We start from the raw sequence: 23350 nt of genomic DNA, 5'->3' as shown, positions 1-23350 counted from the left end.
TCACGCCGGCATCGCCATGACTTTGTCGAGCCCCGCCTTCAGGCTGGCCTTCTGCGCATCGGTCAGCTGCGGATAGGGCGTGCGCGCATACATCATCGGGCCGCCCCCACCCTCTTTGGCCATGCGCAGCGACAGGACGTACTTCATCGCCGCATAGGTGTTCGCGCCCATGTTGTGATCGCGCATGATGCCGCCGGCAGCGCGCAGATGGTTCAGCTTGGCCTTCCAGTCGCCCTTGGCGCGGTAGGTCTTGAAGATGTCGGCGCTCTTGTCGCTGAACATGTTACCGTCGGCCAGGATGGCGCCCATGCCGGCTTCCACGGCCGGGATCAGGTTGTTCGACGTGCCGCAGCGCATGTTGAGTTCCGGGAAGCCCTTGAGGAACTCCGCAAAGCCTTCAGCGTTGCCCGATGAATCCTTGATGCCGGCCAGATGCGGATATTTCATCATGGCTTTGAGCAGCTCGATGGTGATCGCCACCTCAGACGTGCCGGGGATGTGGTAGAGGTTGATCGGGATCGACACCGCTTCGAACAGCTGGGTGTAATAGTGAATCAGGCCTTCGGTGGGCGGCTGGTTGAAGTAGAACGGCGGGATCACCAGCAGGCCATCGGCGCCCACGCTCTGCGCGTGTTTCGCCAGATCGATGGTCTCCACGATGTTGGGCGTACCGGGGCCCACCATGATGTTCATGTTGCCCTTGTGCTTCATGGCGGCTTCGGTGACGAGCTTGCGCTCCGCGACCGAGAAGCTGGGGAATTCGCCCGATGTGCCGAGCACGACGACACCATCGGCGCCGCATTTCTGGTGCCATTCCATCACCGCCTTCATGGCGCCGGGATCGAACTGGCCGCGGGCATCGCAAGGGGTGACGGTGGCGACCCAGTAGGCCACCTTCTCCTTGGAGCCGAGGCGGCGCGCGCCGCCCATCTGCGCGGCGGCCGGTGCAGCAGCGCCCAAAGCGCCCCCGGCTGCCACCACGCCTGCGGCCAACGCCAGCGATTCCCGACGGGTGATATCCATGATGTTCCTCCCCAAAGCGGCCATGCTGGCCTGTTATTGTTGCTTCATCATCGCGCCAAGGCCTCGATGCGGCAAGATATTTGCATGAGGAACTGCCCTCATCATTGAAGGGGGTCAACAGATCAGTTCGAACCGGCCGCGTTCCGGATCGTTGGCGTTTCGCTGCCAGCTGATGCTGGCGCAGCGGCCCAGCGCATCGCGGCCCAGTTTCAGAATCGGCCAGCCGCGCTGGCGGCCGCGCTTGCCGGTGACCAACGCCGCCTCGTCGCCTTCGGCATCGGGCGGCAGTTCCGCCTTGCCGGCCCAATCGAACAGCCGCACGTCCACCGTGGTCACGGTTACGCCGGCAATCGCCAATGGCCGGTCAAGCACGAGGCTGCGCACCGGGCGGGCGACACCAAAGCCGATCAGTACCCGACGCGGTGGGCCAAACAGCTTGCCATTGCCCACGTCGGCCAGGCGGCTGGCGGCAGCGACGCTGGCCACGCTGACTGGTCGTAGAGGGTGGAGTTCCACCTCGATCGCTATGCCCTTGGGCAGCGGCCAATCGAACTTCGTGCTGCTGCTGCGCGCGCCAGGGTCCGCAGCCACCGTCACCACCTGGTCAGATGGCTGGCGCGGCCGGAAGTCGAGGCGCACCCCATCGTGGGGCAGCAGACGCAGACCGATGACGCCATCGCTGCTGGCCCCGGCCTCCGTCGGTGCGGTGGCCGGGGCCAGCACGCGTACGCTGGCGCTGCGTCCGGCGATGCTCACCTGTTCCTCGCTGTAGGGCACGGCAACGCTCACCTGTCCCACGGCGACGCGGAAGCGGCCGCGGTCCACGGTGTTGCCATCGGCGCGGGTGTCGGCGGCCAGGTTCAGCCGCGCAACGGCGGCTGGGCCAAGCATGATGAGGGGGTCGCTACCGAAATCGACTGTCAGCCGCACCGGTTGGCCAGCGATTTGCGCCTCGATCACCGGCGCGGCGCCGGGCAGCACCAACGGCGGCAGCGGCGGCGGCGGAACCGGCTTCCTGGCGGCCAGCGCCGGGGCCGCCAGCGCAAGCAGCAGGCTAAGCCGTGCGAAACGCATTGCTGATCGGATAGCGGCGATCCCGGCCGAAATTGCGGCGGCCGATCTTCACACCAGGCGGGGCCTGCCGCCGTTTGTATTCGGCGATGTAGAGCAGCCGTTCGATGCGGGCGACGGTGGCGGCATCCAGCCCTTCGGCGATCAGATCGCTGGCCGAACGCTCTTGCTCCACCAAGCCATAGAGGATGCGATCGAGCAGATCATAGGGCGGCAGGCTGTCCTGATCCGTCTGGTTTTCGCGCAGTTCGGCCGTGGGCGGTTTGGTGATGACATTGGTCGGCATCACCGGGCCGGCGGGGCCCAGGCCAAGCCGCGGCTTGTGGGCATTTCGCCATTCGCAAACGCGGAATACGGTCGTCTTGTAGAGATCCTTCAACACCGAATAGCCGCCGGCCATGTCGCCATAGATGGTGGCATAGCCAACGCTCATCTCGCTCTTGTTGCCGGTGGTGAGCAGCATTGGCCCGAACTTGTTCGAAAGGCCCATCAGCGTGAGGCCGCGGATGCGGGACTGGATATTTTCTTCCGTGGTATCGCGGGCCCGGCCCTCGAACAGGGGCACCAGCATGGCGTCAAACGCCGTCATCGCAGGCTCGATGCGCACTGTGTCGAGCCGGCAACCCAACAGCCGGGCGCATTCGGCGGCATCATCCAGACTGTCCTGGCTGGTGAACGGGCTGGGCAGCATCACGCACCACACGCGGTCGGCGCCAAGCGCATCGACAGCGACCGCGGCCGACAGCGCCGAATCGATGCCGCCCGACAGGCCGAGCACCACGCCAGGGAAGCGGTTGCGGTTCACATAATCGCGCAGGCCCACCAGCATGGCGTGATAGACATCGGCGGGGTCGTCATCCTGTTGGCTCAGCTCGCCGGTCGCGCAGGTCCAGCCGGTCTCTCCGCGCGTCCACTCCGTCAGCCGGATCGTCTCGTCCCAATCGGGTAGCTGGTGGGCGAGCGTGCGGGTGGCGTTGAGCACGAATGACGCGCCATCGAACACCAGTTCGTCCTGCCCGCCAACCCGATTGAGGTAGACGAGCGGCAGGCCGGTTTCGACCACGCGCTTGACGGCAAGGTTCAATCGGCGATCATCCTTGCCGACTTCGAACGGGCTGCCATTGGGCACGATCAACAATTCCGCGCCGGTTTCGGCCAGGCATTCGCACACGTCAGGCGTCCACATGTCCTCGCACACTGGCACGCCGATGCGCACACCGCGCAGGTTCATTGGGCCAGGCAAGGGCCCGGCGCTGAACAGGCGTTTTTCGTCGAACGTGCCGTAATTGGGCAGATCATGCTTGCGGGTGATGCCGGCGATGCGGCCGCCATCGAGCAACAGCATAGCGTTGTAGAGCTTGCCCTCCTCTGCCCACGGCGCGCCGACCAGCAGCGCCGGGCCGCCGTCCGCCGTGGCCTGCGCCAGCCGTTCCACCTGCACCTTCGCCGCTTCGACCAGCGCCGGTTTCAGCACCAGGTCTTCCGGCGGATAGCCGACGATGGACAGTTCGGGGGTGACCAGCAGATCGGCCGCTGGCACCAAGGCGCGCGCGGCCAATATGGCATCGGCATTGCCGGCCAGATCGCCCACGCTGGCGTTCAACTGGGCAAGGGCGATGATGAGCCGATCAGTCATGCGCGCCGCGATACAGCGGATTTGCGCATCAGGCCAGCCGGGTGCGACCCGTGAGCGCCATCGCGGTTTCCAGCTCGGCCCGCAGCAGCTGCAGCACATGCGCCACGCCGGCCTGCCCGCCTGCACCCAGCCCCCACACCCAGGGCCGGCCGATCATTACCGCAGCGGCGCCCAACGAGACATAGCGCAGCACGTCGAGGCCGGAGCGGACGCCGCCATCGGCCATGACCGGGATGCAGCCGCCCAGCCGGTCCATGATCGCCGGCAGCGCCCGCGCCGCCGAGATCGCGCCATCCAGCTGGCGACCGCCGTGGTTGGATACCACAATGGCATCGGCGCCATACTGCACTGCCAGCGCCGCATCATCCGGGTGGAGAATCCCCTTCACGATCAGCGGCCCCGGCCACAGCGAGCGCACCCATGCCAGCTGATCCCAATCGGCGCTGGCATCGAAATTGCGCGCGATCCAGCCAAGATAATCCGAAAGTGGCGCCTTTGCCCCCACCAACCCGGTGAGATTGCCCATCGCAATCGGTCCACCCATCAGCCCGACATCCACCGCCCAGCCCGGCCTCGCTGCCACCTGCGCCGCGCGGTGCAGCCAGCCGGCCAGGCCCGGCGCGCCGGTGAGGCTGGAGCGCACATCGCGATAGCGAGCGCCCGGCGTCGGCAGATCGACTGTGAGCACCAGCGCCGGGCAGCCCTGCTCCCGCGCCGTGGCGATCATGGCTTCGTTGGCGGCCTTGTCCTTGGTCAGATACAGCTGGAACCACGGCGCAGCGCCAGCGCCCTGCGTGACCTCTTGCAGGCTGCACACCGAAACGGTGGAGAGCGCCATCGGGATGCCTGCCGCCCGTGCCGCCCGCCACGCCTGCACCTCGCCGCGCCGCGCATGCAGCCCGCCCAGCCCGACCGGCGCCAGCACCACCGGCATGGCGAGCGCCTGCCCCAGCAGTTTCACCCGCGTTTCAATGCGCGACACATCGACCAGCACCCGCTGATCCAGCTGGATGGCCGCCAGATCAGTCATGTTGGCCGCCAGCGTCTGTTCCGCATAACTGCCGCCATCGGTGTAATCGAACAGGAAACGCGGCACCCGCCGCCGGGATGCTGCCCGGTAATCGGCGACGCTGGCCAGCGTCACCGCGCAGCCTTTGCCGCCGCCACCTGATCTTCCACACTCTTCAGCAACGCCGGCACATCGTGCACGATGCCATCGCGGATGGTCCAACGGATGCCGCCCTTCACCACGGTCTTCTGCGTCGCCTCGTCCAGCCGGGCAAAGCCGGTGCCATAGAGCGTCTTCAGATTGTGCAGCGGGTTTTCCGGCACCACGATCAGATCGGCGCGCATGCCCACCCGTATCAGGCCAAAGTCCGGCTCGCGGCCCTTGGGTTCTTCCAGCGTGCGGGCGCCGTTGATGGTGGCCGACTGGATCACTTCCAGCGGCGCAAAGCCGGCCTCGCGCAGCAGTTCCAGTTCCAGGATGTAGCCAAAGCCCCAGGTCTGCCAGATGAAACCCGGGTCGCTGCCCGTCGTCACCCGCCCACCCATATTCTTGTAATCATTCACCAATTGCATGTAGCGCGTGTAGAAACGCCGCCATTCATACTCGCGCTCGCTGGTCCAATCGAAGAAATAGCTGCCGTGGTTGTCGCGGTTCGATTCAAAGAATCCGGTCAGGCTCGGCAGCGTGTAGCGATCGTGCCATTCCGCCCGCTTGGCGCGCATCAGATCGCGGCTGGCGCTGTAGATGTTGAAGGTGGGATCGAACACCACACCGCTGGCTTTCTGGGCCTTCAGATAGTCCACCCACTCCGGCCCGCCGGGTTCGTGGATCTGGTTCCAGATCTCGGCGATGCCGCCGAAACGCTTCTGTTCGTCGTTGAAATTGTAATCGGCCGGCGTGTCCTGCACGCGGCGGCCGTCCAGAAGGCTTTCAAAATGCCCGTAAAAATGCGTGATGGTGCCCAGGCCGGCAGCAGCGGCATCGCGGGCGTTGAACTCGGCGATGTTGGGCTGGGAAAGGTGCGCAACCGTGCCCAGGCCCAGTTTCTTCGCCTCGGCGATGGCGGCGCGGTCGATCTCTGGCGTTTCGTCGCCCCGGTTGAAGAACTTGATGCCATCGATGCCCACGCTCGCCGCCCAGCGCACCCACTCGCGCGCTTTTTCCGGCGTGGTTACCCGCCCGCCCTTCCAGCCGGCGTTGGCACCACTGCCAAGTGTCTGATAAACATAGAGACGCGGTGCGATGATCTCGCCTGCCGCCGCCCGCTTGCGCTCGTCAAAGGCGCGTGAAACGTCGCCGCCAAAGAAGGACACGCCGCGCACTGTCGTCACCCCGTGCGCCAGCCACAGCCGCCAAGCGTAGCTGGGGTCGTCCATCTTGTCGGGGTCGCCGTTGTGGCCGTGCATGTCCACAAAGCCGGGCAGGATGTACATCCCGGTTGCATCGATTTCGCGGGTGGGGTTCTGCGGCGCGCGGCCCGTTCTCATCGGCAGGCCCGGCGTACCGGCGGCGCGAATATCCGTGATTTTTCCGCCATTTATGATGATATCGGCCGGGCCGTACGGAGGCCCGCCGTTGCCGGTGATGATGGTCGCGCCGCGGATCACCAGCGTTTCGTACGGCCCGGCGGCCATCGCGGTGTCGCGCGGCGGGGTGGGCTTCATCTGGGCATTTGCGGTGCTGGCCAGCAGGCCCAGCGCGATGGCGATCAACGTTTTCATGCACTTCCCCCTCTTGGCCTCCAGCATAGACGCAGCCCGGCCCGCCCGCTAGGCTGATGCTATGGACTGGATTCCTCTCGCCATCGGCTATTTCCTCGGCTCGATCCCGTTCGGGTTGCTGCTCACCCGGATGATCGGCATCGATATCCGGCAGGTGGGCAGCGGCAACATCGGCACCACCAATGTTTTGCGCACCGGAAACAAGGGCTTGGCGGCGGCCACTTTGTTGCTGGACGCTGGCAAAGGGGTGGCGGCGGTGGCCATCGGGCGGTGGCTGGGTGGCGAAATGGGCGGGATCGTGGCCGGCACAGCGGCTTTCGTGGGCCACTGTTTTCCGATCTGGCTTCGCTTCCGCGGCGGCAAGGGCGTCGCCACGATTTTGGGGATAACTCTGGCTGCCGCCCCCCTCGCCGGCATGATCGCATTGGCCACCTGGGCCTGCGGTGCCCTGGTCACGCGCTACTCAAGTGTGGGCGGCATGCTGGCCGCCATCGCCTGCCCGATCGCCGTCTGGTTCCTCACCGGCAATCTCGGCTGGGCCACGCACCTGGCGGCGCTCGCGGCGCTGCTGATCTTCCAGCACCGGGATAATCTCTCCCGCCTCGCCGCCGGCACCGAATCGAAAATCGGGCAAAAGGCCAAATGAGCCTGCCGGGTGATGCCGTTTCGCGGCTGCGCCTGATCCGCATCGATTCGATTGGCCCGGTCACCTATCGCCAGCTCATCGCCCGTTTTGGCGATGCCGAAACGGCGCTGAAGGCGCTGCCCGATCTCGCCCGGCGCGGCAATCGCCAGCTGGCCCTGCACCCCGAATCCGAAGCGCTCGCCGAACTCGAAACTGCCGCCACCTTGGGCGCGCATCTGCTCTTCCTCGGCACCTCGGATTATCCCGCGCTGCTGGCCGGCACCGAAACCGCCCCGCCCGTGCTCTATGCGCGGGGAGACCTCGCCCTGCTCGATCGCCCCGCGGTGGCCATCGTTGGCGCCCGCAACGCCAGCGCGGCGGGCACGCGCTTTGCCCGGCAATTGGCGCTGGATCTGGCAGAGGCGGATTATGTCGTCGTGTCCGGCCTGGCGCGCGGCATCGATGCGGCGGCGCACGCGGCGGCCCTGGAGCGCGGCACCATCGCGGTGGTTGCCGGCGGGGTGGACGTGCCCTATCCGCCCGATCACGCCGATCTGATGGCGCGCATAGCAGAGCACGGCCTGGTGATCGCCGAACAGCCGCCAGGGATCGAGCCGCAGGCCCGCCATTTCCCGCGCCGCAACCGCATCATCGCGGGACTTTCTGCCGGCACCATCGTGGTGGAAGGCGCGCCCAAATCGGGCAGCCTGATCACGGCGCGCATCGCGGCCGATCTGGGCCGCGAAGTGATGGCCGTGCCCGGCAGCCCGCTCGATCCGCGTGCGCAGGGCTGCAACCTGCTGATTCGCGAAGGTGCCACCCTGATTCAAACGGCAGCCGCGACGTGCTGGAGGCGCTCTCCACCCTCTCCGGCCAGCCCGCGCTCCCCCTCACCGTCGCCGAGCCGCTCCCCCTGCCAGACTTCGGCCCCGCCCTCACGCCCGATCCGGCTGCACGCACCGCCATCCTCGCCCTGCTCTCGCCGGCGCCCGTCCACGTGGACGAACTCATCCGCCTCTCCAGGTTCCCCGCCGCCCAGGTGGCGAGCGTGCTTCTGGACCTGGAACTGGAAGGCGCGCTGACCCGGCACGCAGGGGCGCGGGTGGCGTTGGGGTGAGGGGAAATCGGTTGACGGATTTGCACCCTCGTAAGGCCGTTCCAGTGGTCGCAAGACCGTCCAAGAGCCTGCCACTGTCTGAGTGCCGGCATCTGCCGGCCTGAATGACCGGTCTTGGCTCGGAAAGAGCGAAAGCCGCCCTCCGGCTTTTCGGCAGACCCCGCTCGGCGATGGGTGGACAGCTTAACGTCTGCTTGGGCCTCCGCAGTTTCTTCGCTTAGAACAGGAGCATCGTGTTGATTGAGACGTAGCGCGTCCAGCTGCCCGGTGGGGCATTGGGCGCCTCACGCAGGAACCGCCCCTTGGCGAGCATCACCACGTCTGCCTCGAGCCGAATCGTGGGGGTAAGGCTGTAGCGCAGCCGCGTGTCGAGCTGGTGCCCCGCGAAACTCCCCGAACGCCCACTCGAATCCTGCACTCCGGTCGAGGAGAACGCATCCTCCCGCGCCGCCAGCCAGAAGGGTCTGTAGCTGACCATCAGGTCGGTTTTCGCGCTCGGCACCGCTTCGAGCCGCACCCCAGGGCTGATGAAATTGGAGCGCAGGATCGCGTTGTAGAGCGCGCCGGGGGCAAGGTCGGCGCGGCGCATCCCCAGCAAAGGATCGAAGCGGCTATAGCGCCCGCCGGGACGGTCGCCGCTCGCATGATCGTATTCGAGCGCGAGGCGTGGCTTCCATGGGCCCGCAAAGCTATATCCAAGGTCGCCGTGGACGAACCACGCGCGCACGTCCTGGGTCGGCGCATTGGTGGCAAGGCTCGCCGAGACTGTGCCGCGCTGCACAATCCCCTCCAGCTCGAAATCCCAGGTTTGCGGCGCAGGATCGCGAATCAGCCGCCCGGAGAACGTGTCGAGCGAGCGGTCGCGGGTCGGGCGGCCGGGCGCATCGCGTTCGCCGAAATGGACGAAGCCGATTTCGGCCATCGCACCCGCAATTGTCTTCGCACGAGTCACAAGCCCGCCCCACAGCACGAGGTCGAAGCGCTCGCGGTCGAGCGCGACATCATTATCGAGCAGGCTGTCGAGGTCGTTCGGCAGGCGTTGCTGGGGAAGGACGTAAACGAGGGTCGCCTTCCATCCGCCCGGCGTGGCGAGGTCTGCGCGCACGCCCGTGGAGCTGTTGGTGGTGTTGCGGTATTCGTCCGCCGCCACCAGCCGCCGCGAGCCGAGGGCCAGCAGGAAGCGCCCCGCCTGCAGGTCGATCTTGCTTCCCTTGCCGAGCGCGCCCGGCAGGGTGACGCCGACAAAGAGCTGGGCCGGCTCAAGCGTGTTGACCTCGCCGGTCGAGACGGGGGTGCCGCGATTGCCCCCGTAAACACGGCTGTCCCACAATTCGGCAACCAGGTGCACCTGCGGGTCTGGGCGGTAATCGGCGGTGAGGATGGTCCGGAAGCTGACCAGCTCGTCACTGCGGTTGAAGTGCGCACGCGCTTGCCCGTCGATCGCCTCGTAGCGCGCCCGCAGCGTGGCGCTAAGCGCGAAAAGCTTGTCCTTGGGCGGGCGCGGCGGCGGGCCTTCGGCGTGGGCCGGAAGGGCGAAGATCATTGCGGCGGCAAGCGCCAGCGGCGCGCCCAGCCAAGGGCGGCTTCGAAAGGGCAGGCGGTGCAGAAATCGAGATATCACGTCCAATTCAATTCGCACGGATAAGGCCGCGATAGCGCGGCCTGACGAGGCAACGCCTGAGCGCACGATGCGCTTGGACGGAAGGCTGCCGTGGGATCGCGGGATAGCGCGCCGGACGCCCCCGTCAAGGTGGATGCAGCGCGGAGAGCGTGCACGTAGTCCGACAGCTATTGGGCCGAGTATGCTCTGGCCCGTTTCCGCAAATGAACCGCGCCGACTTCGCCGGAGGCGTCAGCTTCTGAGTTTAACGCGAGCAGGTTGGCTAAAACGCCCGGATTTATCCGAAGTAGTCGTTCGCAGGCGGGCCGCGAACGGCCACATCTGGGTCGGGAGCAGCCGCGATGCCGTTGTCCGCTACCCTGCGACCCCGCACCACTTGACGCCCCTCGCTCCCCCACCCCACCCTCGCGCGTACACGTGAGGAACAATATGCAACTCGTTATCGTTGAATCGCCGGCCAAGGCGAAGACCATCAACAAATATCTCGGCAGCAGCTATGAGGTGCTGGCCAGTTTTGGCCATGTGCGCGATCTGCCGGCCCGCGACGGCTCGGTGGACCCCGCCCAGGATTTCGCCATGGCGTGGGAGGTTTCGGCGGACCGTTCCAAGCAGCTCGCCGCCATTCGCGAAGCGGCGAAGCGGGCGGACAGTGTGATCCTGGCGACCGATCCCGATCGCGAGGGCGAGGCGATCAGCTGGCATTTGCTGGAATGGCTGAAAGACAAGCGCGCGCTGCCCAAGGGCGGGGCGAGCCGGGTGACGTTCAACGAAATTACCAAGGCCGCTGTCACCAAGGCCATGCAGGCGCCGCGCGATCTCGATCAGCCGTTGATCGATGCCTATCTGGCGCGGCGCGCGCTGGATTATCTGGTGGGCTTCACGCTTTCGCCGGTGCTGTGGCGCAAGCTGCCCGGCGCCAAGAGCGCGGGCCGCGTGCAATCGGTGGCGCTGCGCCTGGTGGTGGAGCGTGAGCGCGAGATCGAAGCGCACAAGGCGCGCGAATATTGGCGCGTGGAAGCCGAGATGATTGCCCCCAACGGCGCCACCTTCAAGGCGCGCCTTGCGGTGCTGGACGGCAAGAAACTGGCGCAGTTTGATCTGGACAATGTTGCAGCCAATGCTGCGCGGGAAGCCATTGAGAAGAATGGCTTTACCGTGCGGACGGTGGAGACCAAACCGGTGAGCCGCAACCCGGCGCCGCCGTTCACCACATCGACCCTGCAACAGGAAGCATCGCGCCGGTTGGGCTTCAGTGCCAGCCACACCATGCGGGTGGCGCAGAACCTGTATGAAGATGGCCACATCACCTACATGCGGACCGACGGCGTGCAGATCGCCGGCGAAGCCATGGCCGCGGTGCGCGACATGATCGCCCGCGATTATGGCAGCAAGCCCGACGTGCTGCCCGAAAAGCCGCGATTCTATGCCACCAAGGCGAAGAACGCCCAGGAAGCGCACGAAGCCATTCGCCCCACCGATTTCTCGCGCCGTCCCGGCCGGGCGGATACGGATGCGGATCGGTTGTATGCGCTGATCTGGAACCGGACAGTGGCAAGCCAGATGGCCAGCGCTAAGCTGGAGCGCACCACAGTCGACATGTTTGACGATGATGGCCGCCACGGCCTGAAGGCCACTGGCCAGGTGGTGATCACGCCGGGGTTTTTGGTGCTCTATACCGAAGGCCGGGATGAGCCGGCGGAAGACGATGACGACGGCGCCCGCCTGCCGCGCCTGGCCGGCGGCGATCGTTGTGCGTCCAAAACCGTGGAGGCGATCCAGAGTTTTACCGAGCCGCCCGCGCGGTTTTCGGAAGCGACGCTGGTGAAGAAGCTGGAGGAGCTCGGCATCGGGCGGCCCTCCACCTATGCCAGCACCCTGCAGACCCTGCGCGACCGCGCCTATGTGCGGGTGGAGAAGAATCGCTTCTTCGCCGAGGAAAAGGGCCGGCTGGTCACGGCGTTCCTGGAGCGGTTCTTCACGCGTTATGTGGAGTATGATTTCACCGCCGACCTGGAAAGCCAGCTGGATGATGTGTCGGCCGGTGATGCCAGTTACCTGGAATTGCTGCGGGCGTTCTGGGCGGATTTCCAGCCGAAAACCGCCGAGATCATGGAGCAGCGGCCTTCGGATGTGACCGCCGCGCTGGACGAGTATCTGGCGCCGTTCCTGTTTCCGGACAAGGGCGAGGGGGTTGATCCGCGCGTGTGCCCGAAATGTGGGGCGGGGCGGCTGAGCCTGAAGACCGGGCGGTTCGGGGCGTTTGTGGCGTGCTCCAATTACCCCGAGTGCAAATACACGCGGCCGTTTGCCAGCGATGGCGGGGCCAACGATGGCCCGCAGGAACTGGGCAATGATCCGGAAACCGGCGAGGCGATCAGCGTGCGGACGGGCCGTTTTGGGCGGTTCGTGCAGCGCGGTGAGGGCGAAAAGCCGGCGCGCGCCTCCATCCCCAAGGATGTGAGCATCACCGGGCCGGAAGATATCGAATGGGCGATCAAGCTGCTCAACCTGCCGCGCACCATCGGGCCGCATCCGGAAACCGGGGAACCGATCACGGCGAGCATCGGCCGCTATGGCCCGTATCTGGCGCACAATGGCGCCTATGGCCGCCTGTCCAACACGGCCGAAGTGTTTGAAACCGGCATGAACGCCGCCGTGGTGAAACTGGCCGAAGCGGCCGCTGCCAAGGCGGCCGGCGGCCGCCCGCAACGCGGCGTGGCGACGGCGCTGGCCGAACTGGGCGCGCACCCGGAATCAGGCGCGGCGGTGCGGGTGCTGGCCGGGCGTTATGGGCCGTACATCACCGATGGCACCACCAACGCCAACGTGCCCAAGGGTGCGGAGCCAACAGCCGTGACGCTGGACGAAGCCATCGCGCTGCTCGCCGCCCGCGCCGCCGCTGGCCCGTCGAAGAAGGGCAAGAAGGCCCGGGCGAAGAAGGCGGCCCCGAAGAAGGCCGCGGCCAAGAAGCCGGCGGCAAAGAAGAAGGCGCCGGCGAAGAAGAAAGCCGAGTAAGTTTTGCCTCCGGCGGGCAGGGGCTGAGCCCCTGCCCCCGCTTTCGTTTGTGGCTGGCGCGCTTGGTGAAGGGCTGCCCCAGAACGAACGGGTGCAGGGACTGCGTCCCTGCCCGCCGGAAGCAACACCCTCTTCTTACAAGATATACTTCGACAGATCCCGGTTCCCCGCGATATCGCCGAGCTCGCGGGTCACCATCGCTGCGTCCACCACAACCGTGTCGCCGCCACGTTCGCTGGCGTCGAAGCTGACCGATTCGAGCAACTTTTCCATCACCGTGTGCAGGCGGCGGGCACCGATGTTTTCCACGCTTTCGTTCACCTGGGCGGCGGTGCGAGCGATGGCGTCGATGCCGTCCACCGTGATGGTCAGCGTCACGCCTTCGGTGGCCAGCAGGGCCGCATATTGGCGGATCAGGCTGGCGTCGGTGTCGGAAAGGATGCGGCGGAAATCGTCTTCGGTCAGGCCTTTCAGCTCGACGCGGATGGGCAGGCGGCCTTGGAGTTCGGGCAGTAGGTCTGACGGTTTGGCGACGTGGAAGGCGCCGGATGCGATGAACAGCACATGGTCCGTCTTCACCGGCCCGTATTTGGTGGCGACCGTGGTGCCTTCGATCAGCGGCAGCAAATCGCGCTGCACGCCTTCGCGGCTCACACTGCCGCCGCGCACGTCACTCACCGCGATCTTGTCCACCTCATCCAGGAACACGATGCCCTGGCTTTCCGCATTGCGCACGGCTTCGCGCTGGATCTCCTCATCGTCGAGCCGCTTGTCCGATTCTTCGGCGAGCAGAGCGTCCCAGGCGGCGTCCACCTTCATCTTGCGGCGCTTGGTGCGGCCGCCCATCGCCTTTGCCATCATGTCCGAAAGGTTGATCATGCCAACCTGGCCGGGCTGCATACCGGGCATTTCGAAATTGGGCGGGGTTTCGGCCACTTCGATCTCGATCTCACGGCCCTTCAGATCGCCGGCTTCGAAGCGCTGGCGGAAGGCAAGGCGCGTGGCTTCGCTGGCATCCTTGCCCACCAGCGCATCAAGCAGGCGGGCGAGTGCGGCTTCTTCCGCCTTGTCCTTCACGGCGCTGCGGCGGGTTTCGCGCACGAGGCGAATCGATTCTTCGACGAGATCACGGATGATCGAATCGACGTCGCGGCCAACATAGCCAACTTCGGTGAACTTGGTGGCTTCCACCTTGATGAAGGGGGCGTTGGCGAGGCGGGCCAGCCGGCGGCTGATCTCGGTCTTGCCGCAGCCAGTGGGGCCGATCATCAGGATATTCTTGGGCACCACTTCGTCGCGCAGATCGTCGGGCAACTGCTGCCGGCGCCAGCGGTTGCGCAGGGCCACGGCAACGGCGCGCTTGGCATCATCCTGCCCGATGATGTGGCGATCCAATGCGGCGACGATCTCGCGGGGGGTCAGATCGGCGCTCACAGGTCAATCGATTCCACGGTCAGTTCCTCGTTGGTGTAAACGCACAGCTCGGCGGCGATCTTCATGGCCTTGCGCGCAATGGTTTCGGCGCTGTGATCGGAATCCGCCAGCGCGCGGGCGGCGGCCAGTGCGAAATTTCCGCCCGAACCAATGGCGGCAATCCCGCCCACTGGTTCCAGCACGTCGCCGTTGCCGGTGATGACCAGCGTCACGGTGGTATCGGCCACGATCATCATCGCTTCCAGCCGGCGCAGATAACGATCGCTGCGCCAATCTTTGGCCAGTTCCACCGCGGCACGCATCAACTGGCCGGGGTGGCGTTCCAGCTTGGCTTCCAGCCGTTCGAACAGGGTGAAGGCGTCGGCGGTGGCGCCGGCAAACCCGCCGATCACATCGCCTTTGGGGCCGAGCCGGCGCACTTTCTTGGCATTGGGCTTCATCACCGTTTGCCCCATTGTCACCTGGCCATCGCCGGCAACAACGACCTGCCCGCCCTTGCGGACGGAAACGATGGTGGTGCCGTGAAATTGGGGAAGTTCGCTCATCAGGGGCCCTTTCGTGTCTCTCCATGTAGGCTTCGTGCCGCAGAGTAAAAGGGGGCAGCTTGGAACGCGACGTTGGCAGCAAACTGGGTTATCATGCCGGTGTCGCCTCGGGGGCATGATCGTGCTGCATTATCTTGATGTGATGATCGGGTTCGCTTTCACCATGCTGGTCATCAGCCTGGCGGTGACAGCGATGGTGCAGGCCGTGCCGGTCTACATGCGCAATTTGAAGGGCGAGGCGCTGGAGCGCGGCCTGACCGATCTGATGGTGCGCGTGCTGCCCGGGCTGGAAAGCCACGCGAGGGTGATTGTCGATCATATTCTGCGTGATCCGCTGCTGTCGCCGCCGCGCAGTGGTGTGACCAGTTGGATCATGCGGACACAGTCGGGCGACAAGGAACCGCCGCGTTCGCGCAGCGGGGTGGTGCAGCGCGAGGAATTCGTGCGGCTGCTGCTGGATTTCATGGCGCAGGATGACAAGCCCGATGAGTTGCAGGCGGTGAAGGACGCCCGTGCCGAGATCAAGGCGATGCTGGCCAAGCTGGACCTGACCGATCCCAAGGCCCTGTTGCTGCAGATCCGCACGCGCATTGCGGAACTGGAACTGCAAAACCCCGGGTGGTCGAGCAGCCAGCGCGCCAGTAAGGCCATTCTTGAGGCGTTCATGGCCGGGCCGGGCAAGGATTTCATGGCCAAGCTGGTGGGCTGGTTTGATCAGACCATCGATCGGGTGGACGCCGCCTACACCGCGCGCGTGCGGATCTGGACAGCGATGTTCAGCATCGCGCTGGTGGTGGTGCTGCATCTGGATACGTTCGCGCTGATGGCACGGCTGAACGCCGATAGCGCGCTGCGCGACAAGGTGGTGGCTTCGGCCGTGAGCGCGATGGAAAAGGGCCAGTTCGCGCCGCCGCCCGCCGGCGGTACCGTGAATGAGGCGCAGGCGCTGGCATGCGCCCGCACCCACCTCGCCACCCCCGGCGCCGCGCGTGGCCTGGATGCTTATGCCGATTGCATGGGGCTGGCCGAGGCGACCAAGCTGGAACTTGTCTCGTGGCCGCACGATCTCGACGCCTGGGCCAGCCGCTGGCAGCCGCCCAGCTTTGCGCTGCTGCTGCAGTTGCTGGGCATGAGCCTGTCGATCTCTCTGCTCTCGCTGGGCGCGCCCTTCTGGTACGCCACCCTCTCCAACCTCATCAAGCTGCGCTCCACCATGTCGCAGAAGGACGAGGCAGCGCGGGCGGAACGGCAGACGACGCAGGTGGGTTAGGGGCGGCGGCGGACTTGTTCGGTTTTGCCGTCCGCAGCCACGCCTTGTTCAAAGCTGTCTTTGAGGGCGGTCAGCAGTTTCTTCAGTGAAGCGCAGCCGGTCTTCTTCAAATAGCTTTTGTCCGCTGCCCTCAGCGTTTGCCCGATGGCACTCAGTGTCATCCATGCACGATCTGCAGGAAGCGCCTTCTCAATCCATGGCCGGGCAAGATGCGGCTTTCGTTCGGCTTGTGTCTTGGACTTGGTGGAGGGCTTTGCGGCCTGGACCTTCGGAGCAGTTGTTGCAGGCATTGCAATTGCAACCGGCTTTGCCGGCTTGATGGTGGCGAGCGGGAAGAACTGGTCGCATGCGACCTGCAATGCCTTGGCAGCTGTGGTGTGGGCAAAGCCGTAAACCGCTAGGCCTTCTTCACGAATGCGCTTGGCAAGGCTGGTAAAATCCCCATCAGAAGTGACGATGCAAAATCCATCGACCGACCGCTTGTGCAGGATGTCCATGGCATCAACAGTCAGTGCGATATCACTGGCGTTCTTGCCCGCAGAGGTGTGCCCATTCTGATGTGCTGAACCACCGTGCTCACTGATGACTTTCGGCCATTCGTTCACGCCGTCGCGGGTAAAGTCACCATAGACGCGCCGGACGATCGGATTGCCCAGTTTATTGACATGTGCGAACAATACGGCAGCATCTTTGGCCGGAATATTTTCGCCGTCGATCAAGACTGCAAGAAGCAGATCGCTGTCATTACTGTACATGTTCCCAGCCTGCACCGGTTGGCCCCGATGCCGCAAGGGGGCATGCAAACTTGCCCGTGGGGCCGCGATGCTCTAGGCGCACCCCCCAAGGAGCAGGCTCATGACAGCGCGCACGGCAAGCATTTCCCGCGTGACCAAGGAAACCCAGGTCGAGGTGCATGTGAACCTTGACGGCAGTGGCACGTACGACGTGTCGACCGGCATCGGTTTCCTCGATCACATGCTGGAGCAATTGTCGCGCCACAGCCTGATTGATCTGACCGTGAAAACCACGGGCGATCTGCACATCGATGGCCACCACACCACCGAAGACACCGGCATCGCGCTGGGCGAGGCCGTCGCCAAGGCGCTGGGTGATCGCCGCGGCATCACGCGCTACGGTGATGCGCTGATTCCGATGGACGAAACGCTCACCCGCGTCGCGCTCGACATTTCGGGGCGGCCCTACTTGGTGTGGCGCACATCGTTCAGCCAGCCCAAGCTGGGCACGCTGGATACCGAGATGTTCAAGGAATTCTTTGCCGCCTTTGCCGGGAGTGCGGGCATCACGCTGCACATCGAGACGCTCTATGGCGTCAACAATCACCACATCGGCGAAAGCTGCTTCAAGGGCGTGGCGCGGGCGCTGCGGGCGGCGGTGGCGATCGATCCGCGCAAGAGCGATGCGATCCCGTCGACCAAGGGTACGCTTGGCGGTGCCTGACACGGTTGCGCTGGTTGATTATGGGGCCGGCAATTTGCGCTCTGCGGCGCGGGCGCTGGAACGGGCGGGTGCGCGCGTGGTCGTCACCGATGATCCGGCGGTGATTACCGGGGCGGCGCGTATCGTGCTGCCCGGCGTCGGTGCGTTCGCCCAGTGCATCGGACAGTTGCGCGAGAAAACCGGCATCGAGGCGGCGCTGAACGAAGCGGTGAACGGGCGCGGCGTGCCGTTCCTCGGCATTTGTGTGGGCATGCAATTGCTGGCCAGCGAAGGCCATGAGCATGGTGTGCACAAGGGTCTGGGTTGGCTGCCGGGCAAGGTCGAGCGGCTGACGCCTTCGGACCCGACACTGAAGATTCCGCACATGGGCTGGAACCGGGTGGACGCAGTGAACGGCGCTGCTGTGCCGTCGGGCGATGCCTATTTCGTGCACAGCTATGCCTTCACGCCTAAAGATGCGGCCGATGTGCAGGCGGTTTCCGATCACGGCGGGCGCTTTGCCGCCATCGTCAAGCGCGGCCATATCACCGGCGTGCAATTTCACCCGGAAAAGAGCCAGGCTTACGGGCTGGCATTCCTCTCCAATTGGCTGAAGTCATGATCATTTTCCCCGCCATCGATCTGAAGGGCGGCCAGTGCGTGCGCTTGGCCGAAGGCGATATGAACCGCGCCACGGTTTATGCTGACGACCCTTCGGCGCAGGCCGCACTGTTCCGCGCAGCGGGCGCGACGCATCTGCATGTTGTCGATCTGGATGGTGCGTTTGCGGGCGATTCCCGCAATGCGGCCGGCGTGAAGGCGGCCCTGTCCGGCTTTGGCGGCGGCAAGGTGCAGGTTGGTGGCGGCATCCGCACCGCAGCGCATGTGGAAGGCTGGCTGGCGGCTGGCGTGTGGCGCGTGGTGATGGGTACCGCCGCGCTGGACAATCCCGATCTGGTTCGCGGCCTGGCCAAGGATCATCCGGGCCGCATCGTCGTCGCTGTCGACGCACGTGACGGCATGGTGGCGACGCGTGGTTGGGCTGACGTGTCGACCCTGCCCGTTGCTGATCTGGCAAAGCGCTTTGAGGATGCCGGCGTCGCCGCTGTGCTGTTCACCGATGTCGGCCGCGATGGCATGCTGAAAGGCGTGAATGTCGAAGCCACCGTGGCGTTGGCCGCCGCGACCTCGCTGCCGGTGATTGCCTCGGGCGGGGTGGCCTCCATCACCGATATCCACGCGCTCATCGGCAAGCCCGGCATCGAAGGCGTCATCACCGGCCGCGCGCTCTATGATGGCCGGCTTGATCTGGCCGAGGCCATCAAGGTTGCGGCATGACGCTGGCCGTCCGCATCATCCCCTGCCTCGATGTCGCCAATGGCCGCGTGGTCAAGGGCGTCAACTTCGTGGCGCTGCGCGATGCCGGCGATCCGGTGCAGGCCGCCGCCGCCTATGATGCGGCCGGGGCGGACGAACTCTGCTTCCTCGACATCACGGCCTCCCACGAAAACCGCGGCACATTGCTCGATATCGTCGAGCGCACCGCCGATCAGTGTTTCATGCCGCTCACCGTCGGTGGCGGCGTGCGTTCGGTTGAGGATGCGCGCGCGCTGCTGCTGGCCGGCGCGGACAAGGTGGCGGTGAACAGCGCCGCCGTCGCCCGCCCCGCCCTGATCGGCGAACTCGCCATGCGGTTCGGTGAACAATGCGTGGTGGTGGCGGTGGACGCCAAGGCTGTCGGCCCAGGCAAATGGGAAATCTTCACCCACGGTGGCCGCAAGGCGACCGGCATTGACGCCGTGGCCTATGCCATTGAAGCGGCGAAGCTGGGCGCGGGCGAAATCCTGCTCACCTCGATGGATCGCGACGGCACCAAGGCCGGCTACGACCTGGCGCTGACCCGGATGATTTCCGATGCGGTGCCGGTGCCGGTGGTGGCCTCGGGCGGTGTGGGCGGCGTCGCCGATCTTGTCAGCGGCGTGCGCGACGGCCATGCTTCGGCGGTGTTGGCCGCCTCCATCTTCCATTTCGGCGAAGTGACCGTGGCCCAGGCGCGCGCAGCCTTGGCTGCGGCCGGGCTGCCGGTGCGGGAGGTGTTTCATGGAGCGCTTTGATCAGTTGCTGGCCACCATCATCCAACGGCGCAGCGGCGATCCCGCAACGTCTTACGTGGCCAAACTCACCGCCAAGGGCCGCGCCAAGATGGCCCAGAAACTCGGCGAGGAAGCGGTGGAAGTGGTGATCGCCGCAATGAGCGACGACAAGCCGGGCATAGTGTCGGAAAGCGCCGACCTGATGTTCCACCTGGCTGTGCTGCTGGCCGATGCCGGCCTGTCTTTCGACGATGTGCGCGCCGAACTGGAACGCCGCGAAGGGGTTTCGGGTGTCGAGGAAAAGGCCAAGAGGTCCACGTGAGGGGGCCTCCGGCGGGCAGGGGCTGAGCCCCTGCACCCACTTTCGTTTTTGGGTAGCGCTCAAGGTCCAAGGGCAAGGCCATCATGCATTTGCCTGCGGCGCTCATGAGCGCACGTGGAACATGGTCCGGCCAAAACCAACGGGTGCAGGGACTGCGTCCCTGCCCGCCGGAGGCCATATCTCTTCTCTCAAACGATCCGGCTGAACGCCTTCAGCTTGCGGGCCGTTGCCTGCGCGGCGGCAGCGTCGCCTTTGGCCAACACGGCTGCCAGTTCCAGCCCCTGCCGTTTCAGCAGGGTTTCAAACCCGTCCTGCGTGGGCAGGTTTTCCAGCCCCTTCAGCAGTCCGGCCGCGCGGGCGCTGTTGCCAGCGTCGAGATCGAGCAGGGTGATGGCGAAAAACACCCGGGTGGAGGGCAGGCCGGGCGCCAGTTTCAGGGCCTGGGCGTAGCAGCGCTCCATCTCGGATTTCTTGGCGCCAAGCGCGGTGCCGGCGAGGAAGCTGCCGACGGTGGCGACCGCGCCGCCGTGCCAGCCGCCCAGCGCGCCCCACACCAGGCTGTTATCGGGGTGGGCGGCGCGAATGGTTTCGAAACGGCGGCGGGTTTCCTTGGCCAGCGCGATGCCGCGGGTGAGCTGGGCGCGATAGGCGATGGCGACGGCCTTTTGCAGCTGTGCCGGCACGCTGGCGGGATCGCGGGCCAACGCCTTGTCGAAATCACCTTCGGCGGCCGCAACGATGGCCAGCGCACGGGCTTTGTCGGTTGTCTGGTAGCCGGCGATGGCGAGCTGGGCGCGGCCTGAAAGGATCAGGCTGTCCACCGTGTTCTCCGCCCGTCCCTCGCGCACAGCCCCGGCCCAATCGCCGGCGCGGAATTCATCGATGGCGGCGGCGGTCGCCGGGCTGGCGAGCGCCAGAAGCAGGGCGGCGAGGGTGATGCGCATGCGGTTTCCTGCTTGGAGAGGCTGAACTTGTCGGCAATACTCACGCTCCATGCCAGAACGGCAGCGGAATCCCAGCACGCGGAGTTGACGCAGATGAACGATTTTTCGGGCAAATCAGTCATGGTGCTGGGCGGCAGTCGCGGCATCGGCGCAGCAATTGTGCGCTATTTCACGGCGGCGGGCGCAAAGGTCAGCTTCAGCTATTCCGGTTCGCCCGATGCAGCGGCAGCAGTGGCAGCCGAAACGGGCGCCACGGCGGTGAAGGCCGACAGCGCCAACCGTGACGAACTCATCGCAGCGGTGGCAGCCGCCGGCGCGCTCGATATCATGGTGATCAACGCCGGCGTGGGCATTATGGGCGATCCGCTGACGATGGATCCCGATGCAGTGGATCGGCTGATCGATATCAATGTGCGTGCGGTCTATTTTGCTGGGGTCGAGGCCGGCCGCCAGATGCACGACAATGGCCGGATCATCATCATCGGTTCGATCAGCGGTGATCGCGCGCCGTGGCCGGGGCAGACGGCCTATGCGCTGTCCAAATCCGCCGTGCAAGGCATCGGCCGCGGCCTGGCCCGCGATTTCGGTGCGCGCGGCATTACGGTGAACGTGGTCCAGCCTGGACCAGTGGACACCGACATGAACCCGGCGGGCGGCCCGATGGCCAAGATGATGCATTCCGGCATGGCCATTAAACGTCACGCCACCGCCGATGAAGTGGCATCACTGGTGCTCTACCTCGCCAGCCCGGCTGCCGCGATGATCACGGGCACCACGCAGACGATTGATGGCGGGGTGGGGATTTAAGAGCGGTTTGGAAGAAGGGGCTTCCGGTGGGCAGGGGCCCCGCCCACCGGAGGCAAGAAAGCGTCAGCCCTGCGCCAGTCCGTCCGCGATCAGGGCGCGGCTTTGGGCCAGCCCGTAGAGGGCAATGAAGCCGCCCATGCGGGGGCCGTTCTGGCTGCCGATGAGGATTTCGTAGAGCGATTTGAACCAGTCGCGCAGGTTTTCGTAGCCGGCGGCCTTGCCGGCTTCGTAGACTTCGAACTGAAAGGCTTCGGCGTCGCCGTCTTCGCCTACGGCAGCAAGGCGGGCGTCGAGGTCGCGCAGGGCGGCGGATTCGGTTTCGGTCGGCGCGCGGCGCTTGAGGCCGGGGACGACGAAATCGCGCGCATACGCCGCGGCGTGATGCACCAGCCGATCGAGCATCGGGTGCGTTTCCGGACTGGAGCCGGGGGCGTATTTCTTCACGAAGCCCCACAGCCGCGCCGGATCGTCGGTGGCGGCGACCGAAGCGAGGTTCAAGAGCAGCGAGAAGCTGACCGGCAGAATTTGTGCCGGCGGCTTGCCTTCGTGGATATGGTGCACCGGGTTGCCGAGCTGTTGTTCGATCGGCTGTTCCGGGTAACGGCTTAGGAAATCGGCATAATCCTCGATGGCGCGCGGGATCACGTCGTAATGCAGGCGCTTGGCCTTGCGCGGGCTCTGGAACATGTAGAGCGCGAGGCTTTCAGGCGGGCCGTAATCCAGCCATTGTTCGATGGTCAGGCCATTGCCCTTGGACTTGCTGATCTTGGCGCCTTCGCCATCCAGGAACAGCTCGTAATTGAAGCCCGCCGGGGGATTGCCGCCGAGCGCACGGACGATCTTGCCGGAGAGCATGACCGAATCGATCAGATCCTTGCCGGCCATTTCATAATCGACGCCCAGCGCCAGCCAGCGCATCGCCCAATCCACCTTCCACTGCAGCTTGCAATGGCCGCCGGTGACGGGGACTGTGACTTCCTCGTTGGTGCTGGGGCGAATGTAGGTGACGGTGCCGGCCGCCACGTCGCGTGCCACGATGGGCACTTGCAGCACGTGGCCGGAAACCGGATCGACGGGCAGGAACGGTGAGTAGGTGGCGCGGCGTTCGGGGCCGAGGGTGGGCAGGATGATGCCCATCACGTCGTCATAATGCGCCAAGATCTTCAGCAGCGTCGCATCGAACATGCCGCTGGCGTAGCATTCGGTGGAGGACAGAAACTCGTAATCGAAGCCGAACGAATCGAGGAAAGCACGCAGGCGGGCGTTGTTGTGGGCGCCAAAGCTGCTGTGCGTGCCGAACGGGTCGCGCACCTGGGTCAGTGGCTTGCCCAGATCTTCGCGCAGCATTTCGGGGTTGGGAATGCCGTCCGGCACCTTGCGCAGCCCATCCATATCGTCGGAAAAGGCGATCAGGCGCGTCTTCACGCCGGGCACCAGCGCTTCGAAGGCGCGGCGGACCATGGTGGTGCGCACCACTTCGCCAAAGGTGCCGATGTGCGGCAGACCCGACGGACCATAACCGGTCTCGAAGATCACCGCGTGGCCGGCCGGGACGCCGTTCGGATAGCGCGCCAGCACCTTGCGGGCTTCCTCGAACGGCCAGGCCTTGTTCTCAAGAGCGGCAGCTTGCAGGGTTTCGGTGGTGATGGTCATGGCTTTT

20 protein-coding genes and 1 pseudogene are annotated in these 23350 nt (G+C 65.5%); 10 read left to right on the top strand and 11 right to left on the bottom strand.

Annotated features, from left to right (window positions below; all coding sequences use genetic code 11):
- From G566_RS14670 to G566_RS0105060, 5 genes are all read right to left on the bottom strand, one after another.
- On the bottom strand, nt 1-1023 hold the full coding sequence (locus tag G566_RS14670) for a dihydrodipicolinate synthase family protein (protein ID WP_022679595.1): 1023 nt from the start codon (nt 1021-1023) through the stop codon (nt 1-3).
- 114 nt (nt 1024-1137) lie between these two features.
- Nucleotides 1138-2097, bottom strand: coding sequence for a pepsin/retropepsin-like aspartic protease family protein (locus tag G566_RS0105075; protein WP_022679594.1), 960 nt, complete (start codon nt 2095-2097; stop codon nt 1138-1140).
- Nucleotides 2078-3730: an NAD+ synthase gene (locus tag G566_RS0105070; protein WP_022679593.1), complete on the bottom strand. Its 1653-nt coding sequence runs from the start codon at nt 3728-3730 to the stop codon at nt 2078-2080. Before G566_RS0105070 ends, G566_RS0105075 begins: the two co-directional genes overlap by 20 nt.
- Before the next feature lie 28 nt (nt 3731-3758).
- On the bottom strand, nt 3759-4874 hold the full coding sequence (locus G566_RS0105065) for an L-lactate dehydrogenase (protein ID WP_022679592.1): 1116 nt from the start codon (nt 4872-4874) through the stop codon (nt 3759-3761).
- Nucleotides 4871-6460, bottom strand: a complete 1590-nt coding sequence (locus G566_RS0105060; protein ID WP_022679591.1) for an amidohydrolase family protein — start codon at nt 6458-6460, stop codon at nt 4871-4873. The genes G566_RS0105065 and G566_RS0105060 overlap by 4 nt, the downstream gene beginning before the upstream one ends.
- Before the next feature lie 61 nt (nt 6461-6521).
- Here G566_RS0105060 and plsY point away from each other — a divergent pair, with 61 nt between their 5' ends.
- Both plsY and dprA read left to right on the top strand, forming a co-directional pair.
- Entirely contained in the window at nt 6522-7106 is a 585-nt protein-coding gene (gene plsY / locus G566_RS0105055) for a glycerol-3-phosphate 1-O-acyltransferase PlsY (RefSeq protein ID WP_022679590.1), read from the top strand.
- Nucleotides 7103-8202: pseudogene (gene dprA / locus G566_RS13565) on the top strand (DNA-processing protein DprA). The gene plsY and the pseudogene dprA overlap by 4 nt, the downstream one beginning before the upstream one ends.
- A gap of 217 nt (nt 8203-8419) precedes the next feature.
- Here dprA and G566_RS0105045 read toward each other — a convergent pair.
- Nucleotides 8420-9841 carry an alginate export family protein gene (locus tag G566_RS0105045; RefSeq protein WP_243442410.1) on the bottom strand — a complete coding sequence of 474 codons (1422 nt, stop codon included), beginning with the start codon at nt 9839-9841 and terminating at the stop codon, nt 8420-8422.
- A 411-nt stretch (nt 9842-10252) separates the two neighbouring features.
- Here G566_RS0105045 and topA point away from each other — a divergent pair, with 411 nt between their 5' ends.
- Nucleotides 10253-12838: a type I DNA topoisomerase gene (gene topA / locus G566_RS0105040; RefSeq protein WP_022679588.1), complete on the top strand. Its 2586-nt coding sequence runs from the start codon at nt 10253-10255 to the stop codon at nt 12836-12838.
- A 135-nt stretch (nt 12839-12973) separates the two neighbouring features.
- On the opposite strand, the gene hslU is transcribed toward topA, so the two are convergent.
- Nucleotides 12974-14272 carry an ATP-dependent protease ATPase subunit HslU gene (hslU, locus tag G566_RS0105035; protein WP_022679587.1) on the bottom strand — a complete coding sequence of 433 codons (1299 nt, stop codon included), beginning with the start codon at nt 14270-14272 and terminating at the stop codon, nt 12974-12976.
- A complete protein-coding gene (gene hslV / locus G566_RS0105030) occupies nt 14269-14817 on the bottom strand; it encodes an ATP-dependent protease subunit HslV (protein WP_022679586.1) in 549 nt (182 codons plus the stop codon). The genes hslU and hslV overlap by 4 nt, the downstream gene beginning before the upstream one ends.
- A 115-nt stretch (nt 14818-14932) precedes the next feature.
- Here hslV and G566_RS0105025 point away from each other — a divergent pair, with 115 nt between their 5' ends.
- Complete coding sequence (locus G566_RS0105025) at nt 14933-16087, top strand: hypothetical protein (RefSeq protein WP_022679585.1); 1155 nt, start codon at nt 14933-14935, stop codon at nt 16085-16087.
- Here the strand turns inward: G566_RS0105025 and G566_RS14665 are convergent.
- The gene (locus tag G566_RS14665; protein WP_022679584.1) at nt 16084-16842 is read right to left on the bottom strand and encodes an NYN domain-containing protein; all 759 of its coding nucleotides are present in this window, start codon (nt 16840-16842) and stop codon (nt 16084-16086) included. The two genes, G566_RS0105025 and G566_RS14665, sit on opposite strands and share 4 nt — an antisense overlap.
- A gap of 100 nt (nt 16843-16942) precedes the next feature.
- Between G566_RS14665 and hisB the strand changes: the two genes are divergently transcribed.
- The 5 genes from hisB to G566_RS0104995 are packed head-to-tail and all read left to right on the top strand — an operon-like array spanning nt 16943 to nt 19939.
- Nucleotides 16943-17545 carry an imidazoleglycerol-phosphate dehydratase HisB gene (hisB, locus tag G566_RS0105015; protein ID WP_022679583.1) on the top strand — a complete coding sequence of 201 codons (603 nt, stop codon included), beginning with the start codon at nt 16943-16945 and terminating at the stop codon, nt 17543-17545.
- Entirely contained in the window at nt 17538-18146 is a 609-nt protein-coding gene (gene hisH, locus G566_RS0105010) for an imidazole glycerol phosphate synthase subunit HisH (RefSeq protein WP_029131278.1), read from the top strand. The genes hisB and hisH overlap by 8 nt, the downstream gene beginning before the upstream one ends.
- Nucleotides 18143-18862, top strand: coding sequence for a 1-(5-phosphoribosyl)-5-[(5-phosphoribosylamino)methylideneamino]imidazole-4-carboxamide isomerase (hisA, locus tag G566_RS0105005; protein WP_022679581.1), 720 nt, complete (start codon nt 18143-18145; stop codon nt 18860-18862). The genes hisH and hisA overlap by 4 nt, the downstream gene beginning before the upstream one ends.
- On the top strand, nt 18859-19638 hold the full coding sequence (gene hisF / locus G566_RS0105000; protein ID WP_022679580.1) for an imidazole glycerol phosphate synthase subunit HisF: 780 nt from the start codon (nt 18859-18861) through the stop codon (nt 19636-19638). The genes hisA and hisF overlap by 4 nt, the downstream gene beginning before the upstream one ends.
- A complete protein-coding gene (locus tag G566_RS0104995) occupies nt 19625-19939 on the top strand; it encodes a phosphoribosyl-ATP diphosphatase (protein ID WP_022679579.1) in 315 nt (104 codons plus the stop codon). The genes hisF and G566_RS0104995 overlap by 14 nt, the downstream gene beginning before the upstream one ends.
- Before the next feature lie 188 nt (nt 19940-20127).
- On the opposite strand, the gene G566_RS14660 is transcribed toward G566_RS0104995, so the two are convergent.
- Complete coding sequence (locus tag G566_RS14660; RefSeq protein WP_022679578.1) at nt 20128-20883, bottom strand: hypothetical protein; 756 nt, start codon at nt 20881-20883, stop codon at nt 20128-20130.
- Between the two features lie 93 nt (nt 20884-20976).
- On the opposite strand from G566_RS14660, the gene bdcA reads away from it, so the two are divergent.
- Complete coding sequence (gene bdcA / locus G566_RS0104985) at nt 20977-21690, top strand: SDR family oxidoreductase (RefSeq protein ID WP_029131277.1); 714 nt, start codon at nt 20977-20979, stop codon at nt 21688-21690.
- Between the two features lie 63 nt (nt 21691-21753).
- Here the strand turns inward: bdcA and G566_RS0104980 are convergent, their stop codons facing one another.
- Nucleotides 21754-23343, bottom strand: a complete 1590-nt coding sequence (locus G566_RS0104980) for a lysine--tRNA ligase (RefSeq protein WP_022679576.1) — start codon at nt 23341-23343, stop codon at nt 21754-21756.
- Between the last annotated feature and the right edge of the window lie 7 nt (nt 23344-23350).

It is taken from the genome of Sandarakinorhabdus limnophila DSM 17366, assembly GCF_000420765.1.
In the GTDB taxonomy this organism is placed as follows: Bacteria; Pseudomonadota; Alphaproteobacteria; order Sphingomonadales; family Sphingomonadaceae; genus Sandarakinorhabdus; species Sandarakinorhabdus limnophila.
This window is presented reverse-complemented; position numbering and strand designations above follow the sequence as displayed.